At 51.3% G+C, this 16,341-nt stretch carries 9 protein-coding genes; all 9 read right to left on the bottom strand.

Annotated features, from left to right (window positions below; genetic code table 11):
* Positions 1-157 precede the first annotated feature (157 nt).
* The 9 genes from IEY24_RS25700 to IEY24_RS25660 all read right to left on the bottom strand — a co-directional run bounded on the left by IEY24_RS25700 (position 158) and on the right by IEY24_RS25660 (position 16,339).
* Positions 158-1,756 (bottom strand): DUF5060 domain-containing protein, encoded by a 1,599-nt coding sequence (locus IEY24_RS25700; RefSeq protein ID WP_188937802.1) that lies wholly within the window; start codon positions 1,754-1,756, stop codon positions 158-160.
* 2 nt (positions 1,757-1,758) lie between these two features.
* Positions 1,759-3,270, bottom strand: coding sequence for an FGGY family carbohydrate kinase (locus IEY24_RS25695; RefSeq protein ID WP_188937800.1), 1,512 nt, complete (start codon positions 3,268-3,270; stop codon positions 1,759-1,761).
* 369 nt (positions 3,271-3,639) lie between these two features.
* The gene (locus IEY24_RS25690) at positions 3,640-5,976 is read right to left on the bottom strand and encodes a DUF5703 domain-containing protein (protein ID WP_188937793.1); all 2,337 of its coding nucleotides are present in this window, start codon (positions 5,974-5,976) and stop codon (positions 3,640-3,642) included.
* A gap of 38 nt (positions 5,977-6,014) precedes the next feature.
* The gene (locus IEY24_RS25685) at positions 6,015-6,911 is read right to left on the bottom strand and encodes a sugar phosphate isomerase/epimerase family protein (RefSeq protein WP_188937789.1); all 897 of its coding nucleotides are present in this window, start codon (positions 6,909-6,911) and stop codon (positions 6,015-6,017) included.
* A 10-nt stretch (positions 6,912-6,921) separates the two neighbouring features.
* Positions 6,922-8,010, bottom strand: a complete 1,089-nt coding sequence (locus IEY24_RS25680) for a sialidase family protein (RefSeq protein ID WP_188937786.1) — start codon at positions 8,008-8,010, stop codon at positions 6,922-6,924.
* A gap of 13 nt (positions 8,011-8,023) precedes the next feature.
* A complete protein-coding gene (locus tag IEY24_RS25675; protein WP_188937783.1) occupies positions 8,024-9,574 on the bottom strand; it encodes an MGH1-like glycoside hydrolase domain-containing protein in 1,551 nt (516 codons plus the stop codon).
* Entirely contained in the window at positions 9,574-12,777 is a 3,204-nt protein-coding gene (locus IEY24_RS25670; protein WP_229223144.1) for a DUF6298 domain-containing protein, read from the bottom strand. The genes IEY24_RS25675 and IEY24_RS25670 overlap by 1 nt, the downstream gene beginning before the upstream one ends.
* 8 nt (positions 12,778-12,785) lie before the next feature.
* On the bottom strand, positions 12,786-14,483 hold the full coding sequence (locus IEY24_RS25665; RefSeq protein WP_229223142.1) for a pectate lyase family protein: 1,698 nt from the start codon (positions 14,481-14,483) through the stop codon (positions 12,786-12,788).
* A gap of 107 nt (positions 14,484-14,590) precedes the next feature.
* Entirely contained in the window at positions 14,591-16,339 is a 1,749-nt protein-coding gene (locus IEY24_RS25660; protein ID WP_188937780.1) for a RagB/SusD family nutrient uptake outer membrane protein, read from the bottom strand.
* Positions 16,340-16,341: the final 2 nt, after the last annotated feature.

Genomic DNA, 16,341 nt, shown 5'->3' with positions numbered 1-16,341 from the left:
TGTAGCGGAGTGAAACGAAAAAACCTTTCGTTTATATTCTAATTATTTCGAAATTTAACTAAATAGAATAATTTCACAAAGACAAACCAAAAAAAGACCGGACATCGCCCGGTCTTTTTAATCCTTTACTATCTATGTTAACCAATCAAAGTCTTTGTCATTCCCGGTATTCTTTGATCCGGAGCGCTAGGTACGGCGTCACAGGCAAGCGGATCGATGTTCTTTTCTTGTCATAAATGCGGTAATCACTTGTTTCGGCGATCTCGAAAACCTCTGGTCGCACATCGACCGTCATATTCCAGGTGTCGATTACTTCTACCTTAAACTTCCTCCCTGCTCTCGGCCCGCCCTTGCGCGGAAGGCTGAATTGCCATTCAGGCTGCATATTTTTACCCAAATACACCAGGTAATAACTGCTGTCAGCACGCGACGTGTGATGGTCTTTCCACGGATCCGATAATTCCAGCGGACCGGGCGCCTCTTCCAGTATCTTTCTCAAAAAACCAATCCGTGCCGGACTACTGCCAATCAGGCGGCCGCCTTTGGCCCAAAAAATAGTGTCGCCCTCGTTTTGATACGTCTCCCCATGCGTTACATACGTACCCGCGATCACGCCCTGCCAGAATGCTTCGGTCATTTCCTCTCCGCTCAAATGGCCCCAGCGCTGCTGCAAATCGCCTTCATAACACACTTCGTCGTAAACCATGGGCTTGAAGAACACATCTCTTAGCAGCGTCGCCCTGCCAAAGTCCTCCACTGCCGAACCATTCTGAATACTGACATGCGTAAATTCCGACTTCCAGTTGTCGTAGTAAACGCTACCGTTATGGATCGAGCAAAGGTGGCCATATGGATCTGCATCCACGACGGCCTTCGTATAAACGTCCCAATCGGCGCGCGGCTTCGTTTTGACGTAATCAAACTCATTGGCCATCGACCACCATACATTGCGGAATGATGCCAAGCGGGCCGTCAGGTATTGAATATATTTAAGGTCGTTCTCCTTACCAAGACTATCAAATCCCCAATGACCCTTATCGTAAGGATGAAAAACGATCACATCCGCTTCGATACCCAGCTTTTTCAGATCGTCAATCCGATCTTCGAGGTGTTGAAAAAAAGCTGGCTCAAAACGCGAATAATCCCATTGAAATTTGATTTTACCTTTCGCATCCTTCTTTTCCGACGTTTTTACATAGGGATAGTACGGAGGCTCATTCTCCACATGCGAGTAATATTTCGGAAAAACACACATCCTGACCTTATTGAAGGGTGCATTCGCCAGCGTTTTAAGCGTAATTTCTTCCAAACCTTCGGGCTGGTGCGTCCAGGCATACAGCGTTGTACCGAACGGATAGTAGCGTTTGCCATCCGCATATTTAAAATGATACGTGTCAGCCACTTGAACCGGTCCGTGGTTATCCTTCCCTGGCTCCACACAAGTGAAAGTCCCTTTTTTGCCGTTGAGTGATTTGCTGTTGCTGGTCGTTAGATACTTCCATTTGCCTGTTTTTTGAGGCATAAACCGCACCTTATACTGGCCACTGCCATCATAAAAGCCCGCCACTTTTACCTTTTCCGTACCATTTGAAAACTCGGCCGACAGATTCACGTCAGCGAAAGGATTTCCGGTTCGCGGTCCTGGCAGCGTCACTTCAAACCGCTCCCACCGCTCCACGGGGCGCTCCACACCATCCTGGCCGGAAGCACTAAGAATACACCAAAAAAAAGCAAAAAACAGATAAAAAAACTTCATGTTCAATGTGTTATATAAACTTGCGGAACAGAGCCCACGGCTTCCTGCCAACCGCGATAGACCGTTTTTACCGCATCGTTGGCAGCATTGGGCGCGACAGACAAATGCCCTGCGTTTAATTTCTGCAAATAGTCGATATCAGGATAAACACCTGAATATAAACCCGAAAGATATGCTGCGCCCAGTGCCGATACTTCCGGAAATCCGAGGTTAACGACCGGTTTTTCCAGTAAATCCGCAAGCATCTGTACGACGAAATTATTGGAGGTTAACCCTCCGTCAATTTTCAATTCCTGCAATGCGATCCCCGTATCAGTTTCCATGGCCACGATCACATCTTTGATCTGAAATGGAATGGATTCCAGCGCAGCGCGTACGATATGGTTTTTATTTGAATTAAATGTCAGGCCGGTAATCGACGCTTTGCGGTTCATGTCCCAATGCGGCGCACCAAGTCCGCTGAATGCCGGAATAAGGTAAACGCCGCCGCTATCTTTCACGGAAAGCGCCATGGATTCCGTCTCCCGGATGTCACTGAACAATCCGAGATGTGTTTTAAGCCACTCGATCGTCGCTCCGCAGGTCACAATCACGCCTTCCAGCGCATATTCTACCCGATCGCCCGCACTCCACCCGATCGTCGTCACCATTCCCTGATGAGACGCTTTCGGCTCGGGGCCGATATTCATTAAAATCGAAGACCCGGTTCCTAATGTAGCCTTCGCAATACCCGGGAAGAAGCAACCTTCCCCAAATGCAGCCGCATGCGAATCGCCGATCATCGCTGTGACCGGTATGGATGCTGATAACAAACCACCAAAGTCAGTCTCGCCGAAATGCGAGGACGACGACTGGATATCAGGCAAATGCAAGCCATCCAGTCCAAACGACCGGATCAATTCCTCGTCCCAGGAGCGTGTTTCGAGGTTAAAGAAAAGCGTGCGCGACGCATTCGTATGATCAGTGAGGTAAGCACCTCCATTAGTCAGCTTGTAAAGCAGCCAGGTATCAATCGTGCCAAAAAACGCGTCGCCGTCTGAAATAGCTTTCCTGACACCTTCATGATGAAGATTCAACCAGATTACCTTCGAGCCGGAAAAATACGGATCGGCCAGCAGGCCGGTTTTTTGCCGGATCATTCCTTCCAATCCCGCAACCCGCAATTCCTCGCAAACCGCTGTCGATCGCTTGCATTGCCAGACTACCGCATTATGCAGTGGCTTTCCGTCATTATCCCACAGCACGAATGTCTCCCGCTGATTGGAAATTCCGCACGAACGGATGTCCTCTATACGTCCCTCTTTTGCCGTAAAATCCGCAATGCATTTCGCAACCGACGTCAATACATTCTCATAAATTTCCTGCGGATCCTGTTCCACAAAGCCGCCATCGAGGTACATGGTACGCAACGGTTCGCTGCCCCGCGCCACAACCTCTCCTTTTTTATTAAAAATGACGGATTTAGTACTGCTCGTACCCTGATCGATCGCCAGAACAAATGGGCCGTTCAACATTCCGGAAGCCTTGTTATGAACTTGTTAAACCATTCTTATTATTAAAACAAAGAAAAGAAAAACAATCGAAAACAAAGCTAAAAATAGATGGAAAAATATTAATTTATTTATGTGATATACTAGCTAGGGTGCAATTTTATCCCGTACAGACCGTCCGATCAAAAGACAAGCAAATAATTTTAGTGCAGAACAAATTGCCAAACAATCTGCAAAAACGGTTACAATGTTCCTTTCCTGAACATTCTGGAATCCGTGCTTAATCGCTGCAACAACCACATAAATTAAACAGCCCAGTAGACTAACCGCCAAAACTAGCACTATTTAAAAACCATGTCAAGACTCTAACTTTATTTAAACGTTTACAATCGTTTAAAAGCGATTAGCCACACATTTAGAACAAATTACGTCATTTCTTCGATTCTCCGGCGTCACTTTCAGGTTCACCATTTTACCTCCTTTCCACTCTCCTTCGACGACCGTATTCAGCGGTGCGTGGAGCTTAAATTGCACATCCCAGTCGTCTGGCCAGGTGGGCAGAATGTAGATCGAATCAGCATGGGTCTGCATGAGCATTTCCTGCAAGCCGATCATCCCGGAGCCGCCCCAATTATGGTCGGGTACCCAGTCGTGGCCGGGACCCCAGAATGCGGGGAAGCGGCGGCCGGAGTTTTGCAGCTTTTTAATGGTCAATGCGGCAGCTTCTTCCGTAAGCCCCAGTCGGGCGCAGAAGATATTATCCTGGTGCCAGCTGGTGTGGTTGCGGTTTTTGATCGCTTCGGTGTCGTATTTCCAGGTATTGACAGCCGTTTCAAGATCAGGCTGACCGATGCCGTAAATGCCGTAGGGAAAAACTGGGTACAATTGCGGAATTTCAGTGTTTTGGATACGCTCCCACGCTTGTGCGGGAGCGATTGTCCGGTGGCCTTGCATTTCGCGGAAGCTCAGCGGCGGAACGCGCCTCAGTATCTCCTTCCAGTGCGTGCGCTGCGCCTCACTGCCATATTGCGAGGGTAATGCTACCATCCTTTCGAGCACGATTTTTAAACCCGCAACCGTCGTCACGGAATTATAGGCCATTTTATAAGTTTCAGCGGCGCTTCCAGGGAACAGAACCAAATGCCCGTTCTGATCAAGTTTCGCCGCGCCGCGTTGGGCGGCCAGGTATTGGTAATGCTCGTCGAAAAACACGACACAGCTTTCGATCAATGGAAGGTACCGCGTAATGTCTGTTCCGGTAAAATGCTGCTGGTCGAGGATCATCAAACAAAATTCCAGCGAAGTATCCCAAAGATATTCCAGCCATTTGTTGTATTCCAATCCCGGATCATAGCCAGCAGGCCGTTTGGAACCATATTCGGCATAGTTGGGCAGGCCGAAATTCTCGATTTGTTCCGTAAACGACGCCCCTTTGTGTCCCCAATAGTGCTGTGTACGGATTTCTGCATTGCCTAAAATCCGCAGATAAAATTCAAACTGCGGCTTCATCATCTCAAAATCACCGCTTTTGAGCATCGGCCAATAAACGAGCCGTTGGTTTTGCGCGGTAAAAATGCCACCTCCCCAATTTCGGTGATCGGCTGTAAAATGATATGAACTATCCACAAAAACCGGGTCATAAGTAAAGAGCCCACCGTTGAATTTGGTCGGATAGGTACCATATGCATTGCATCCGAGCATGTAGCGGAAAAGCTGATAGTTACGTCCCACCTGCCATACCGGCGAGGCGCTATCTTTGTTGCTGGCATTCAATGCAATATAACTTCGCTGCCAGTATTGCTTCCACCATTCAAGCGTTTTAACCCACTCCGTCGGTTCCGCTTTGGCAACAATTTCAAAAAGCCCCTTCTTCCAAACAGCAAAGTCCTTCTGCTGATCGGTATGCAGGTAAATATTCAGTTTAACGTTCCGGGATGGGGATTTGCTTTTCAATCCGAACCCGGTGAAAGGCGTATCGGCATACTTGCCGCCCGATATTACCTTGTCGGCGACCATGCCGGTGCCCGCCATCCAGCCGCCGTAAGTCAGGTTTTTCAGCGGGTTCCAAAGCTTCGATTTGACGTCTTCCAGTTTTTGCTGACTTACAATGGCATCAAAAACCGTTGAATCGCGGTTCCGGTGGTAAAATAGCACGCCGTTGTTTTCATACCGGACGCTGTCGGGAAAAACGGCGATGCCAGGTTTTGCCCATTTATAAGAGCTGGCGCTTCGTGCATTGCCTTTCAACTCGCCGGGAACCGTCCGCCAGCTTTCATACCAGGCCTGTGCGGAAACGGGGCTGCTGCCATTGATATCAACGTGGATCACGGGTTTGAAAACATCTATCCAAACCTTGATAATGACGTTCAGCTTGCCTTTTTTGCCGGTTACTTCAACATAACCCTCGTTCAATTTCAACTCCTGCTGAAAACTGCCGCCCGCTTCGAACGGACTCGGCGAAAGTCGCACACGCACGCGTCCGAGCTTTGGCACTACATTGTTTTCATCAAAAACGCCGCTGCGCGAAACATAGAACAGCAAATCGCCCTGCTCCACCCATACATTCAACCCCACATCGCCCCCGCCGCAAGGCATCGATTCGCCAGAATTTCCACTCTGGCTCGGCCATTTCAAATTGTACTGTTCCGGCAAGAAACCCTGCGCATGTACACCCCAATGGCCTGCAACTATTAATAAAATCAGAAAGAACCGGCAATAGCAGCGATACATGGCGGATGGTTGAGAGGATCAAACTGGGAAGGCCAGCGTTAAAATCTGGACTGGAAAACCGTTTTCATAAAAGCGGTATTCGCGCTGAAATTACCTTTCACATCGCGCGGCCTGGCAGCGTCCCGCGAGCGCTCGATGACGAGCCAGCCTTTCCAGCCCATTTTGTCGAGCGTGGCTTTCACTTTCTTCATGTCCAGTCGTTTGTTGTTTTGCAGCCAGACGCCGTCCTCGTCGGTGCAGTGTATCTGGCAAATGCGGTTTTTACCTAAAATACGCAGCTCTTCGCAAAGATCGCGGCCTGCTTTAAGCGGATTTGAAAAATTGAAATAGATCTTAATCGACTTGGATCCGATCTCGTTCAGCAATTCCACCTCTCCTTTTGCGTCCAGTGCAGTTTCAATCCCAATTACCACACCAGCCTTTTCAGCCATTGTACCAACCGTTTTTAGCCTCTCTACGATCGCAGGCCGCAATTCCGGTTTTTTGACCAAATCTCCCTGAATACCAAGTGGTAAAAAAGCAATTTTAATACCCATCAGTTTCATGGTATTAATACAATCGCCCACCGTCGTCTCGGCGCCATCGCGTTTCGCGAACGACTGCGCATAAAAACCGGTCATGGCCAGCGAACAGATTTCGAGGTTCAACTCCTTCGCTTTGTCGAGATATTGCTGGCGCACAGCCGGGTCGGCGAGTTTGTTATCGAAAGTAGGCCGGTCACCCAGGCCGCCCATGTCCACTTCAAGGCCGTCGGCACCGATTTCGTCAGCAAGCGGTAATGCGCTTAGTTTCTGTCGTTTCAGGATCATCAGATCGATCACAGCAATTTTATAGCGTGATTTTTTCACCGGACCAGCCATGGCAGCCACCCACGGCGAGAACGGCAGCGCCGCCAGTCCGGCAGCGCATATATTCAGGAAATTTCTTCTTTTCATTGTTTCTAAATCAAATAGGCCACTGTTCGTCTACGATCACTTTGCCTTTCAGCTTCGACGGATCGATTTTCACGTGCTTGATGCGTTGCCTGCGCCAGGTGTACACAATGTGCACCATCCCATCGGCAGTCTGAATGACAGACGGATACGAATACTGGCTGATCGGCGAGTCTTCCAAAACCAGCACCGCCTCCCAGTTCTTACCATCTTTCGAAACAGCCACATTAAGCGGTGTCCGCGGCCCTTTTGGTTGACCGACCGGCGGTTTCACGTGATTATACACCAGCAATTGCCGGCCGTCGTTCAAAGTCACGGCATCGGTCCCGGAGTTATTGTTAGGTAAACCCGATGGCGCCACCTCCGACCACGTCTTACCACCATCTTTCGACCACGATTCGACGATCGAACGGCTCTGGCTGCGGCAAAGTATCTGCATGTCGCCGTTCGCATAGGTAAGCAGGCTCGGTTGAATGGCCTTGATCGTTTTGCCATCGTTCAGCGGCCCTACTTTCCGCCATGTTTTACCAAAATCGGGCGTTACTTCGAAATGCAGGCGCCAGCCATTCTCGCCCTCGGTGCTCGACGGGCACCACAGCTCGCCATTCGCCAGCAATACCGGCTTATTTTTCACGGGCCCCAAATAGCCTTCCTGCAATTCAACGGGTTTCGACCAGGTTTTGCCATGATCTTTGGAAGTGATCAAAAAACCTTTCCAGCCCGCCACATTTGGTCCTACCTTGTAAAAAAGCATCAGATCGCCCTTCGGAATCTGGTACAAGACCGGGTTCCAACAGGCATAGCGTAGCTTTTCGTTCACTATTCCATTGGCCACTTCGACCGGCGCCGACCATCTGTCGTTTTCCAACCTGCTTACCCAAATCCCTACGTCGGGATTTCGCTCTTTCGTACCGCCAAACCATGCCGCAACAAGCCCGTGCGGTGTTTCCGCAATGGTGGAAGCATGACTTTCCGGGAACGGAGCGGTGTCAAAAATGTTTTCATCTACCAGAATACCTTCCTTAAAATTCTGTGCGTTGGCAGACAGTACCAGAAGGGCTGCAGCACCGCCGAAGAGCCATTTTCGTAGTATTTTTCGCATGGTTTGGGTTATGTTATGGGTTAATTAAAAGCCTTGAAATCGTATCGGAAGAAGCCGCCTTTTTGCCATTTACAAAAACCTGCAAGCCGCGTCCCTTTTTATAATGGCTCCCGTCGCGGTCCCAAAGAATAGTGAGGCGCTTGCCGTGGTAATGCACGTCGTCGAGGCAAAACCACTCCCATTTATCCTGCGGTATGAGGGGATTAACTTCGATTACCTCGTCCGTACGAGGGCGCAAACCCACGAGCCCGGTGATAATCAAGTCATTAAATGTCGAGTGATTATAGTAGCGGCTGCGCTCCTGATCACCTTTGAGCCAGTAACCCGTCTTTTCGTCCAGGTATTCTCCGATATAAGGCCTGCCACGGTAATACTGCGACTCTACGTACTTTTCCAGCAAACCAAAATAGGTCGTATCGGCGACCACTTCCGGCTTGGGCGCATTGAGGCGGTTGGCAAGGCCGGTCAGCGTCTGTGCGGTGGCAAAAGGCCACACTGCGCCGTCCCACTCGCATTGGCAGCAGCCGTGCGTTCGGAACTCCGGGTGCCTCCGCTCGGCAGTTGTAAGGCCGAATGGCGCATTGAAACCCTTTTGGTCGGAAACCTGCTTCCACGCCGCATCCTGTTCATCATCAGGAATATTAAAATACCAGGGAATAAACCCGATCGCCTCGCGTACCCCGGCAAAAGGCCCCTTACCGCGCTTCTTTACCGTTTCAAAAAAGGAGCTGTCGGCATTCCACAATTTACTGCGTATCAACCGCTTCAAGGTATCCGCTTTACTTTCATAGAGCCCTGCTAATGCCTGGTCGCCCTTCAATGCGGCAATAGCCGAGAGTGCTTTGGCATTACCATACATATAGCTGTTGATCGTGGGACGCGCATTCTGCTCGCGGCGGCCTCCGCTGAGCGATTCTTCCATGCCATCTTTCACATCTGTTTGCCAGAAAAGCCCGCTTTCGGTCCGGCGATCTTTTTCCCAGGCTTTGTATTCCGAGTCGAGGTCCGGCAGCATATCGAGCAGATACGCCTTGTCTTGCGTCACTTTGTAGCGATTGTAGAGCGCATCGGCCGTCCAGCTACTGAAATTGAGCAGCTTTTTCATGCGGGAACCGTCATTGCCCCGGAACCACACATGCACATTGTCGTTCAGATAACGCTGATCGTGCAGCCAACGGCCTTCGTAAATGTGATGGCCGAGCGCGCAACTGATCATATTGTATTTATCTGCATAATTCCTGTCGACCAGAAACTCGGTAATCACAAAGCCCTGCGGCGTGTTGTGAATGTGCTTCCGGTAGGTCCACCAGCGGTAATAGTAGATCTCGCGAAAATTATCCTGCGGACAGTCGAATAGCGGGATATTGGCCTTCATCCACTCCCACGACTGCGCATTAGGGATTGCATTCACCTTATTTTCATCCTCCATCCGGTTGAAATACGCCACATGATGCCGGTAATCTTCCGCTTTCAAAACCGCCGGACCGGCTGTTTTACGCGCACAGCCCGTCAAGCCTGCCAAGATGATACTTAATATTCCAAAACCAATTTTTAGATACCTCATTACTTTTTCGAAAACCAATAGATAACCGGCCCCGCCTCTTTGGAAGACAGCGAAACCATTTTCCCTCCTTTCATTTTTTCAGGTTTACCCAAAAAAACGCCCGTTCGTGCATTGATACGATTCAATTGATAACTGCCTTTGAATTGGGTGAGGTCTGCCTCCCCTGACCCCTCCTGATAAATGACCAGCCCTTCGCCTGGTCTGGCTAAAACATATTGCCTGTTGCCCTGCGGCTCCTCTTTCTTTTCCGGTTGCCCTTTTACATCTAGGGGCTCCATCATTGAAACCGCCTCCAAAAGCGCCTTAGGCAGGTCCGGTACCGCACTCACCGAGCCACCCGCCAGCAGCACTGCCCACGCGTTTTGCTCGGCACCGTTCGCATTATAGAGCACCGCTTTTTCCGGATATCTCTTTTTGTATTCCAAAACCGCATTATAAACCGAGCGGAATGACACTTTACCCGTTTTCTGGATGCGCGCGTGCTGGCGCGGAGCGAGGTTCTTGCCGCCTTCGGGTGCATAATCGGTCCCATTTTCGCGGCGGTGCCAGTAACGAATGTCAATAATATCGACCAGCGCGGCATATTTCGAATCGGCCAGGATCGCGTCCTGCACGTCTTTGGTGGTGCTTAATGCTACCAATGCGTTTTTGCCCTTTTCCCGCTCCCATTCACCGATCACATCCAGCCAGAACTGCGCAAAATGCAGCGGCCCGGTATATTCGGCACTAATGAACTGGATCACACCGCTCTGATCTACGAAATTGTCCAGGCATTGCCGGATGTAGGCCCGGTGCAATGCTTTCCGCTCCGCATTGCTGACATCGTAAAACTGATCGGCGATGAAAATGCGCTTGTCGCCCGCATAAGGTGGTGGTTCGGGAAAGCCTGTCTGGTTGATGTTATTCGCAGTCCGCCACGGGAAATCCGCGTAATGCGCACCGGCTTCGAGGATATTGTGCTGGAAATAGTTTTGGTGGTACAACAAAAGTCCCTTCTGGTCCGCCAACCTTACAAACTCGCGCAGGCGGTTCCAGTACCATTCATTATAATGCTGTAAATCGTATTTGCTCAGATCATCCCAGGCGGCATCCTTCCCGCTTCGGGCAAATGGCTGTTCATAGAATGGGGCCCAGGTTTCGCCATCCATGCGGCGAATGCGCTCGTGATCGTCGCGGCGGCGGTCGTACCAGAGGCCGTAATTATGATCCACGACGGTAATGTGCTGCTTTTGCAGCGAATCGGTCATTTCCGACAAATCATCGGTCCAACCTTTACCCACGCGGCCGGGCACATAGCGGGTAATGTGCGGTTTGGCAGCATTCACATCGTGTGGGCGTATGCTGCCCCGCCACCAGGGAACTTCGTGGCGCGCACCGGTCACCAGCTCATTTCCGCGTACGAGTCGTCCGTTTCGAATGCTTAATGCGGGTAGTGTGTTAGTGTTTTCTGTTTTTACTAAACCAATTTCATCAATCGATTTGACCGGGAAACCCACGGAGGAGCCCTCCGGGGAAACGGCCACTGTCATAGGGTTGCGCTGCGCAGATTGATCGATCCAATCTGTCAATAAAACAGCGGACCGATGCGAACCTGCGACCAATGCAGCGGCCTGGTCGAGGCTGGGGCTACTGGATGCTTCCGTTTCCTTCGGCAGGAGAAAAGATCTGGCCAAAACCTGCTTTCCAAGGCGCTCTGCCAGTTGTGCATAATAGAGGCTGCGTGGCTGAATGTGCTCATTTACATTCTCCCAAAAACCATCTCCTGCAAAAGCCGCCCACGCCCCGAATGCAAAGTTTTGCGTCCCCGGCGGTACGAAATTCTCGATCCGAGAAGCCGAGCATTGCCAGAATACCGAATTAGCGGCCGTCCAACCGGCACCCTGACCGTCCTGGCCTCTGTTTTTAAAACTCAATGCATTCCCATCCACATTCACGATATCAAACAACACACCGGAAGCCCAGCTGTCAATGGCCCCGCTGAAACCGTTCGATAACCGGGATTCGCATTGCACGAATGCATTCGGGCCGGGGGCAATGTAGCCGGTCGCGAAATCATGCAAGCCATTTTCGGCGTAGCAACGCTGGAAAAGCGTCTGCCCGCCTTGTGTAAAAAAGGTATTCCGCCGCTGCCCGGCAATCTCCGAAATCGGCTCCAGCGACTTGCAATCCTCCACGGTAACCTTCGAAGCCGATTCATAAACCGCCACCGCCGATCCCGCCAAATGCCGGAAGGTAACCTGCCTTACCCACGCATTTTCCGAATTTTCGAAAGTAATTCCCATCCAGCGATGGTTCTCGTCTTTTAAGTTTTGGGGATCAAATGTAGATTCAATACGGATGTTTTCAATCCCAACATGATCAATACGTCCTGCCCATTGATAAGGCACTACAAAACCACCGCCAATTTGGGCGTCCAGTGCAGTCGTAATGGGCGCATCGATGGTAACTTTCCTGCCCGAAACACCGGTTACCGTCCGGTCCCAGCTCATATCGCGCTGCCCCGGTTTCCAGCCTAGCCAGCCTGTTTCGCCACCGAATTCTTCCATTTTCAGACTTCTGATCCATTCGGCGGTAGAGGGCCGCAAAACACGAATGCGGTCACCAATTTTTAATGAGCTTGCGTTTTCAATCTCAAAACTTAGCGCACTCACGGGCACATAATGGTCAGAAACACGCAGTTTAGGTTTAAATACCACATCATTATTCCCTAAAACCCGAATCACCGTCTCCCGCGTACGCCCATCCCCGAGCAGTACTGTTCCATGCTCTCCCATTCCGACCCCGCGAATGACCACACCTGACTTCTTCACGACAATACCAGATAAAATCCGATGCGTTCCGCGCCCGAGCAACACCGCGCCCCGCAACCCGTTCGCATCCAACGGCAAGCTGCCCACGTAGTCGATCGCCGCCTGAATGCGTGCTGTGGCGTCACCCTCTCGGGCAGGCACAGTCACGCGTATGGGGGCGTCCGGGATCGCCTGCGCTCCCGCCATGAAGCCCGCATACGAGAAATCGACAATGCGGTTGCCGAGCGAATCGGGCGCATAGGCAAGCCGGCCGTCTTCGGCCAATGTGACCGGCGAAGGCGTTTTCGACTTCTTTTGCCCAAATGCCATGGGTACCAAAAGAAAATACAATCCTGTCAGCGACAGGATCGTATCGAATTTCATCACCTTAACCAAGTATCTCAGTCTGTCCAAAGCAATACTTATTTTTGGCCCGGCGCACTTTTCAGCGAAGCCAGGGTATCATGGTTGTTTTTAGGGTTTTTCCAATCCATTTTCTTCTTCGGATCGATGCCGTTGATGAACTTCTCGATGTTGGAATACCCATCTCCGCTCATGTCCTTGCGGGCATCCGACGGGTCTTTCGGGTTCAGGCCGTATTTAACTTCCCAGTCGTTGGGCATGCCGTCGTCGTCCGAATCCGGGTAAGGCGTTCCTTTATACTCGGGGTAACCTCCTACCTGTGAAATGTCGGTGATAATGCCGTTTTTGTACGAATCGATCGGCAGGCGGCGGTGCTCAAACTGCTTCTCCGGCAATTTTACATTATCCAGCGGATTGATCTTCCCTGTACGTACCTGTGTCGTCACGCGCGCATCCACGGGATCGCGGCGCGGGAGCGTGGCGCCTGCATTCGCGATCACGTAATCGAACGATTCTTTCGCGCTCATGATCGGGAACTGCGGCATCGGAAGCGGCTCGTGCCATCTGATGTTGTCTGTGTATTTACCCGCATCGGCATGGTCTTCCACCTGTACGCCGCCATCCCAGTTGTTTTTCGTGACTTTGTCGTAGCCTTCCATGATGTTTCCATTCACATAAGCACGGCCGTAAACCTGGTATTTCAACTTGCTGCGGCCCGCTTCCGGTTTCAGGATCCGGTAACCGATCGGCGAGTCTTTCGGCGTTTCGGGACCGGGCTTGAAGTAGTTGTTCACAATATTATACATCGCGCGGTAGTCGCCGCCGTCAATGGAGCGGTGCACCCAGTTGAAGACGACATTGTTTACAAAATTGAATATACCGAACCAGCCGATCGACGGGTTACGGCCCGCATTATTGGCCCAAAGGTTACGCATGAACGTGCAGTTCTCGCCACCCAACGTACTCCCGAATGCGTGGTTCCAGGTATCGAGCGTTTCGGAAAAAATGGAGTTCTGAATGGTGATGTTGACAGTCGGCAACTTTTGTTCCTGCGCACCGGTGCTGTCGTTGTACATATGCCGGTACATCGACATATTCTCGTCCAATCCCCAGCTTGCCGACACGTGGTCGATCATGATGTTGCCGATCGGGTTACCGCCGATGGAATCGTCGCGGCGGCCAACGAATGTCTCCCCACGGCGGAAACGCATATGCCGGATCACGACATCGTGGGTATTGATCCACACGCTTTCGCCCGCCACACAAACCCCATCGCCCGGCGCGGTTTGCCCCGCAATGGTAATGTACGGCGCGCGGATAATGAGCGGCGTTTTCAAACGGATAATACCCGCCACATTGAACACGATAATGCGCGCTCCGCCTTTTTCGCAGGCGTCACGCAGCGTCCCCGGACCACTGTCGGCAAGGCTTTTCACAACGTAAACCTGCCCTCCGCGACCACCAAAACTGAATGCACCACCGCCCTCAGCACCCGGAAACGCCGGAATGTCGGACTGCGGCAGATCCACCGGACGTGCCGCCCAGGGAATATAAGGCTTACCCTTTTTCGCCTCGGCTTCAATGATCGGCAATGCCTTCTGCCACGCAATCTCCGACTTGCGCTCGGCCTCCGCCAGGAGCGAATCGCTCGTTTTTTTGGCGGCTGCTGGGATTTTCGGGTACTGCGCAAAGACGGCTGTGCCAAGAAGCATGCCTGCTAATGCCAGTTGGAGTGAATGTTTGGGGATAGGATTCATTTGTACGTTTTAGGTCTATGGATTAGTAGATATTATCGGATGCACGTTGTCGCGGTACGGACTGTCTTCGACCGCCGGGCGGTCGAAGGGTATTGCGAAATGCCCACCTATTTCAAAGGATCAAACGTCCCCGATGGCCAGCCGATATTCTGTTCGAGCCGTGGGTTGTTGGTCAATGCCTGCTGCGGGATGGCGAAGAAATAGTACTCCGGTTTCCAGTTAACGAGGTATTTGGTATCCAGCTTTTTAGGCACGATTTCCAGGTAGTTTTTGTAAACAGAGTCGAGGTTCATACCGTCGCGGCGTGCTGCGAAATCTTCGGGAGCAGATGATTTCAGGTTAATGGTCACCCCGTTGCGGCTTTTGCCGTTCAGCAGGGTTTCAAATTTCTTCCAGCGGCGCAGGTCGTAAAAGCGCTTGCCCTCGAACGCGAGCTCCACCTGCCGCTCGTGCAAAATAGCTTCAAACATTTCCGCACGGGTCATTTTAGGGTTCAAACCATAATAACCATCCGCCCCTGGGTCGATACCGGCACGCTTGCGAAGCTCGGTCAGTTGGGTATACGCCTCGTCGAGTTTATTCACGCCGCAGGCAGCTTCCGCCAAATTGAGCATTACCTCGGCATAACGCATTTCGATCCAGTCGGTGCCGGCATTGGCCACTGCGCCTGGTGCGAGGTTCGGGTCGATGGCTTTGCGGACATAGAAACCGGTAGAAGTGGCTTTTTGCTCAACGGTTTTATTGTTTACAAAATAGGTCCACAACCGGTAGTTCGGGTTGCCGTTGATCGCCCAGGTAGCGCCATTGAATGCGATGGTCTGGTTGAAACGCGGATCGCGGTTTTTATAGAAAAGCTGTGGGTCGTAGCCGGAGCCTTTTTCATCGATATTCCTGCCATTCTTCATCGGAAATGTCTGCACGATTTCCCAGGTAGGCTGGTTGGAACCGCCCGCGGTACCGAGGTAAGATGGCCGTGTATTGTTGTCCCAGGTCATATTCTTGTTGATCTGATCACCCACCTTGTTATTGTAGCAGGTAACCCAAACCGCTTCGGGGTTATTCACCTCCTGGAACCACAGATCGCTGAAACTGTTATGCAGCTTGAAGCCATTTGCAGTAAGCAATTCGATGGCTTTTTTGTTGGCGTCATATGCCGCCTGCCAGCGCTCTGCCAGCTCGCCTGGGTTGTGTTGCGGACTTGCGTAATGCAGGAGAATGCGGCCTTTGAAACCCGCCGCGGCACCGCTCGTAATGCGGCCCCAATCGTTGGTGTTGCCCCAACGACCGGGCAGGGTGGAAATGCTGTAATCGAGGTCCTTCACGATGAGCGCAATGCTCTCGGAAGTACTGCTGCGCGGAATGGCCGCTTCTTCCTTGGCCTCCTCACCTACCCCTTCGAGCGGTTCGAGCACCATGGGCACACCACCGTAAAGCTGCACAAGGTCCCAGTAGCGGAAAGCGCGAATGAACGTTACCTGCCCCATCAGGCGCTTCCGGGCATCCTCACTCAAACTGCCAGTCGGCAACTTGGCCAGAAACTGGTTGATTGAACGGAGCTTACCATAGTTGTTCGTCGCATTCACGCCTATCCCGAAATCCTGTACGGTATTGACCTGCACGGTGCCTTCGAAAAACCGGCTTTCACCTCCTATCTCGTCGGTACATTTCAGGAAATCGCCCGTGGGCCAAGTAGGCAGGTTCTGGTCATAAACATAATCCACATAACCCTTTGCCAGCAGGGTGTCGTTAAAAACCTGCTCCTCGTTGAATGCGGAAAGGTCGGTTTTGTCGAGTATATTTTCACAGCTTGTCAATGCAAAGCCGAGAAATCCTGCTATTATCCAATGCTTTTTCATCG

The sequence above is a fragment of the Dyadobacter endophyticus genome, assembly GCF_014641595.1.
GTDB classification, from domain to species: domain Bacteria; phylum Bacteroidota; class Bacteroidia; order Cytophagales; family Spirosomataceae; genus Dyadobacter; species Dyadobacter endophyticus.
This window is presented reverse-complemented; position numbering and strand designations above follow the sequence as displayed.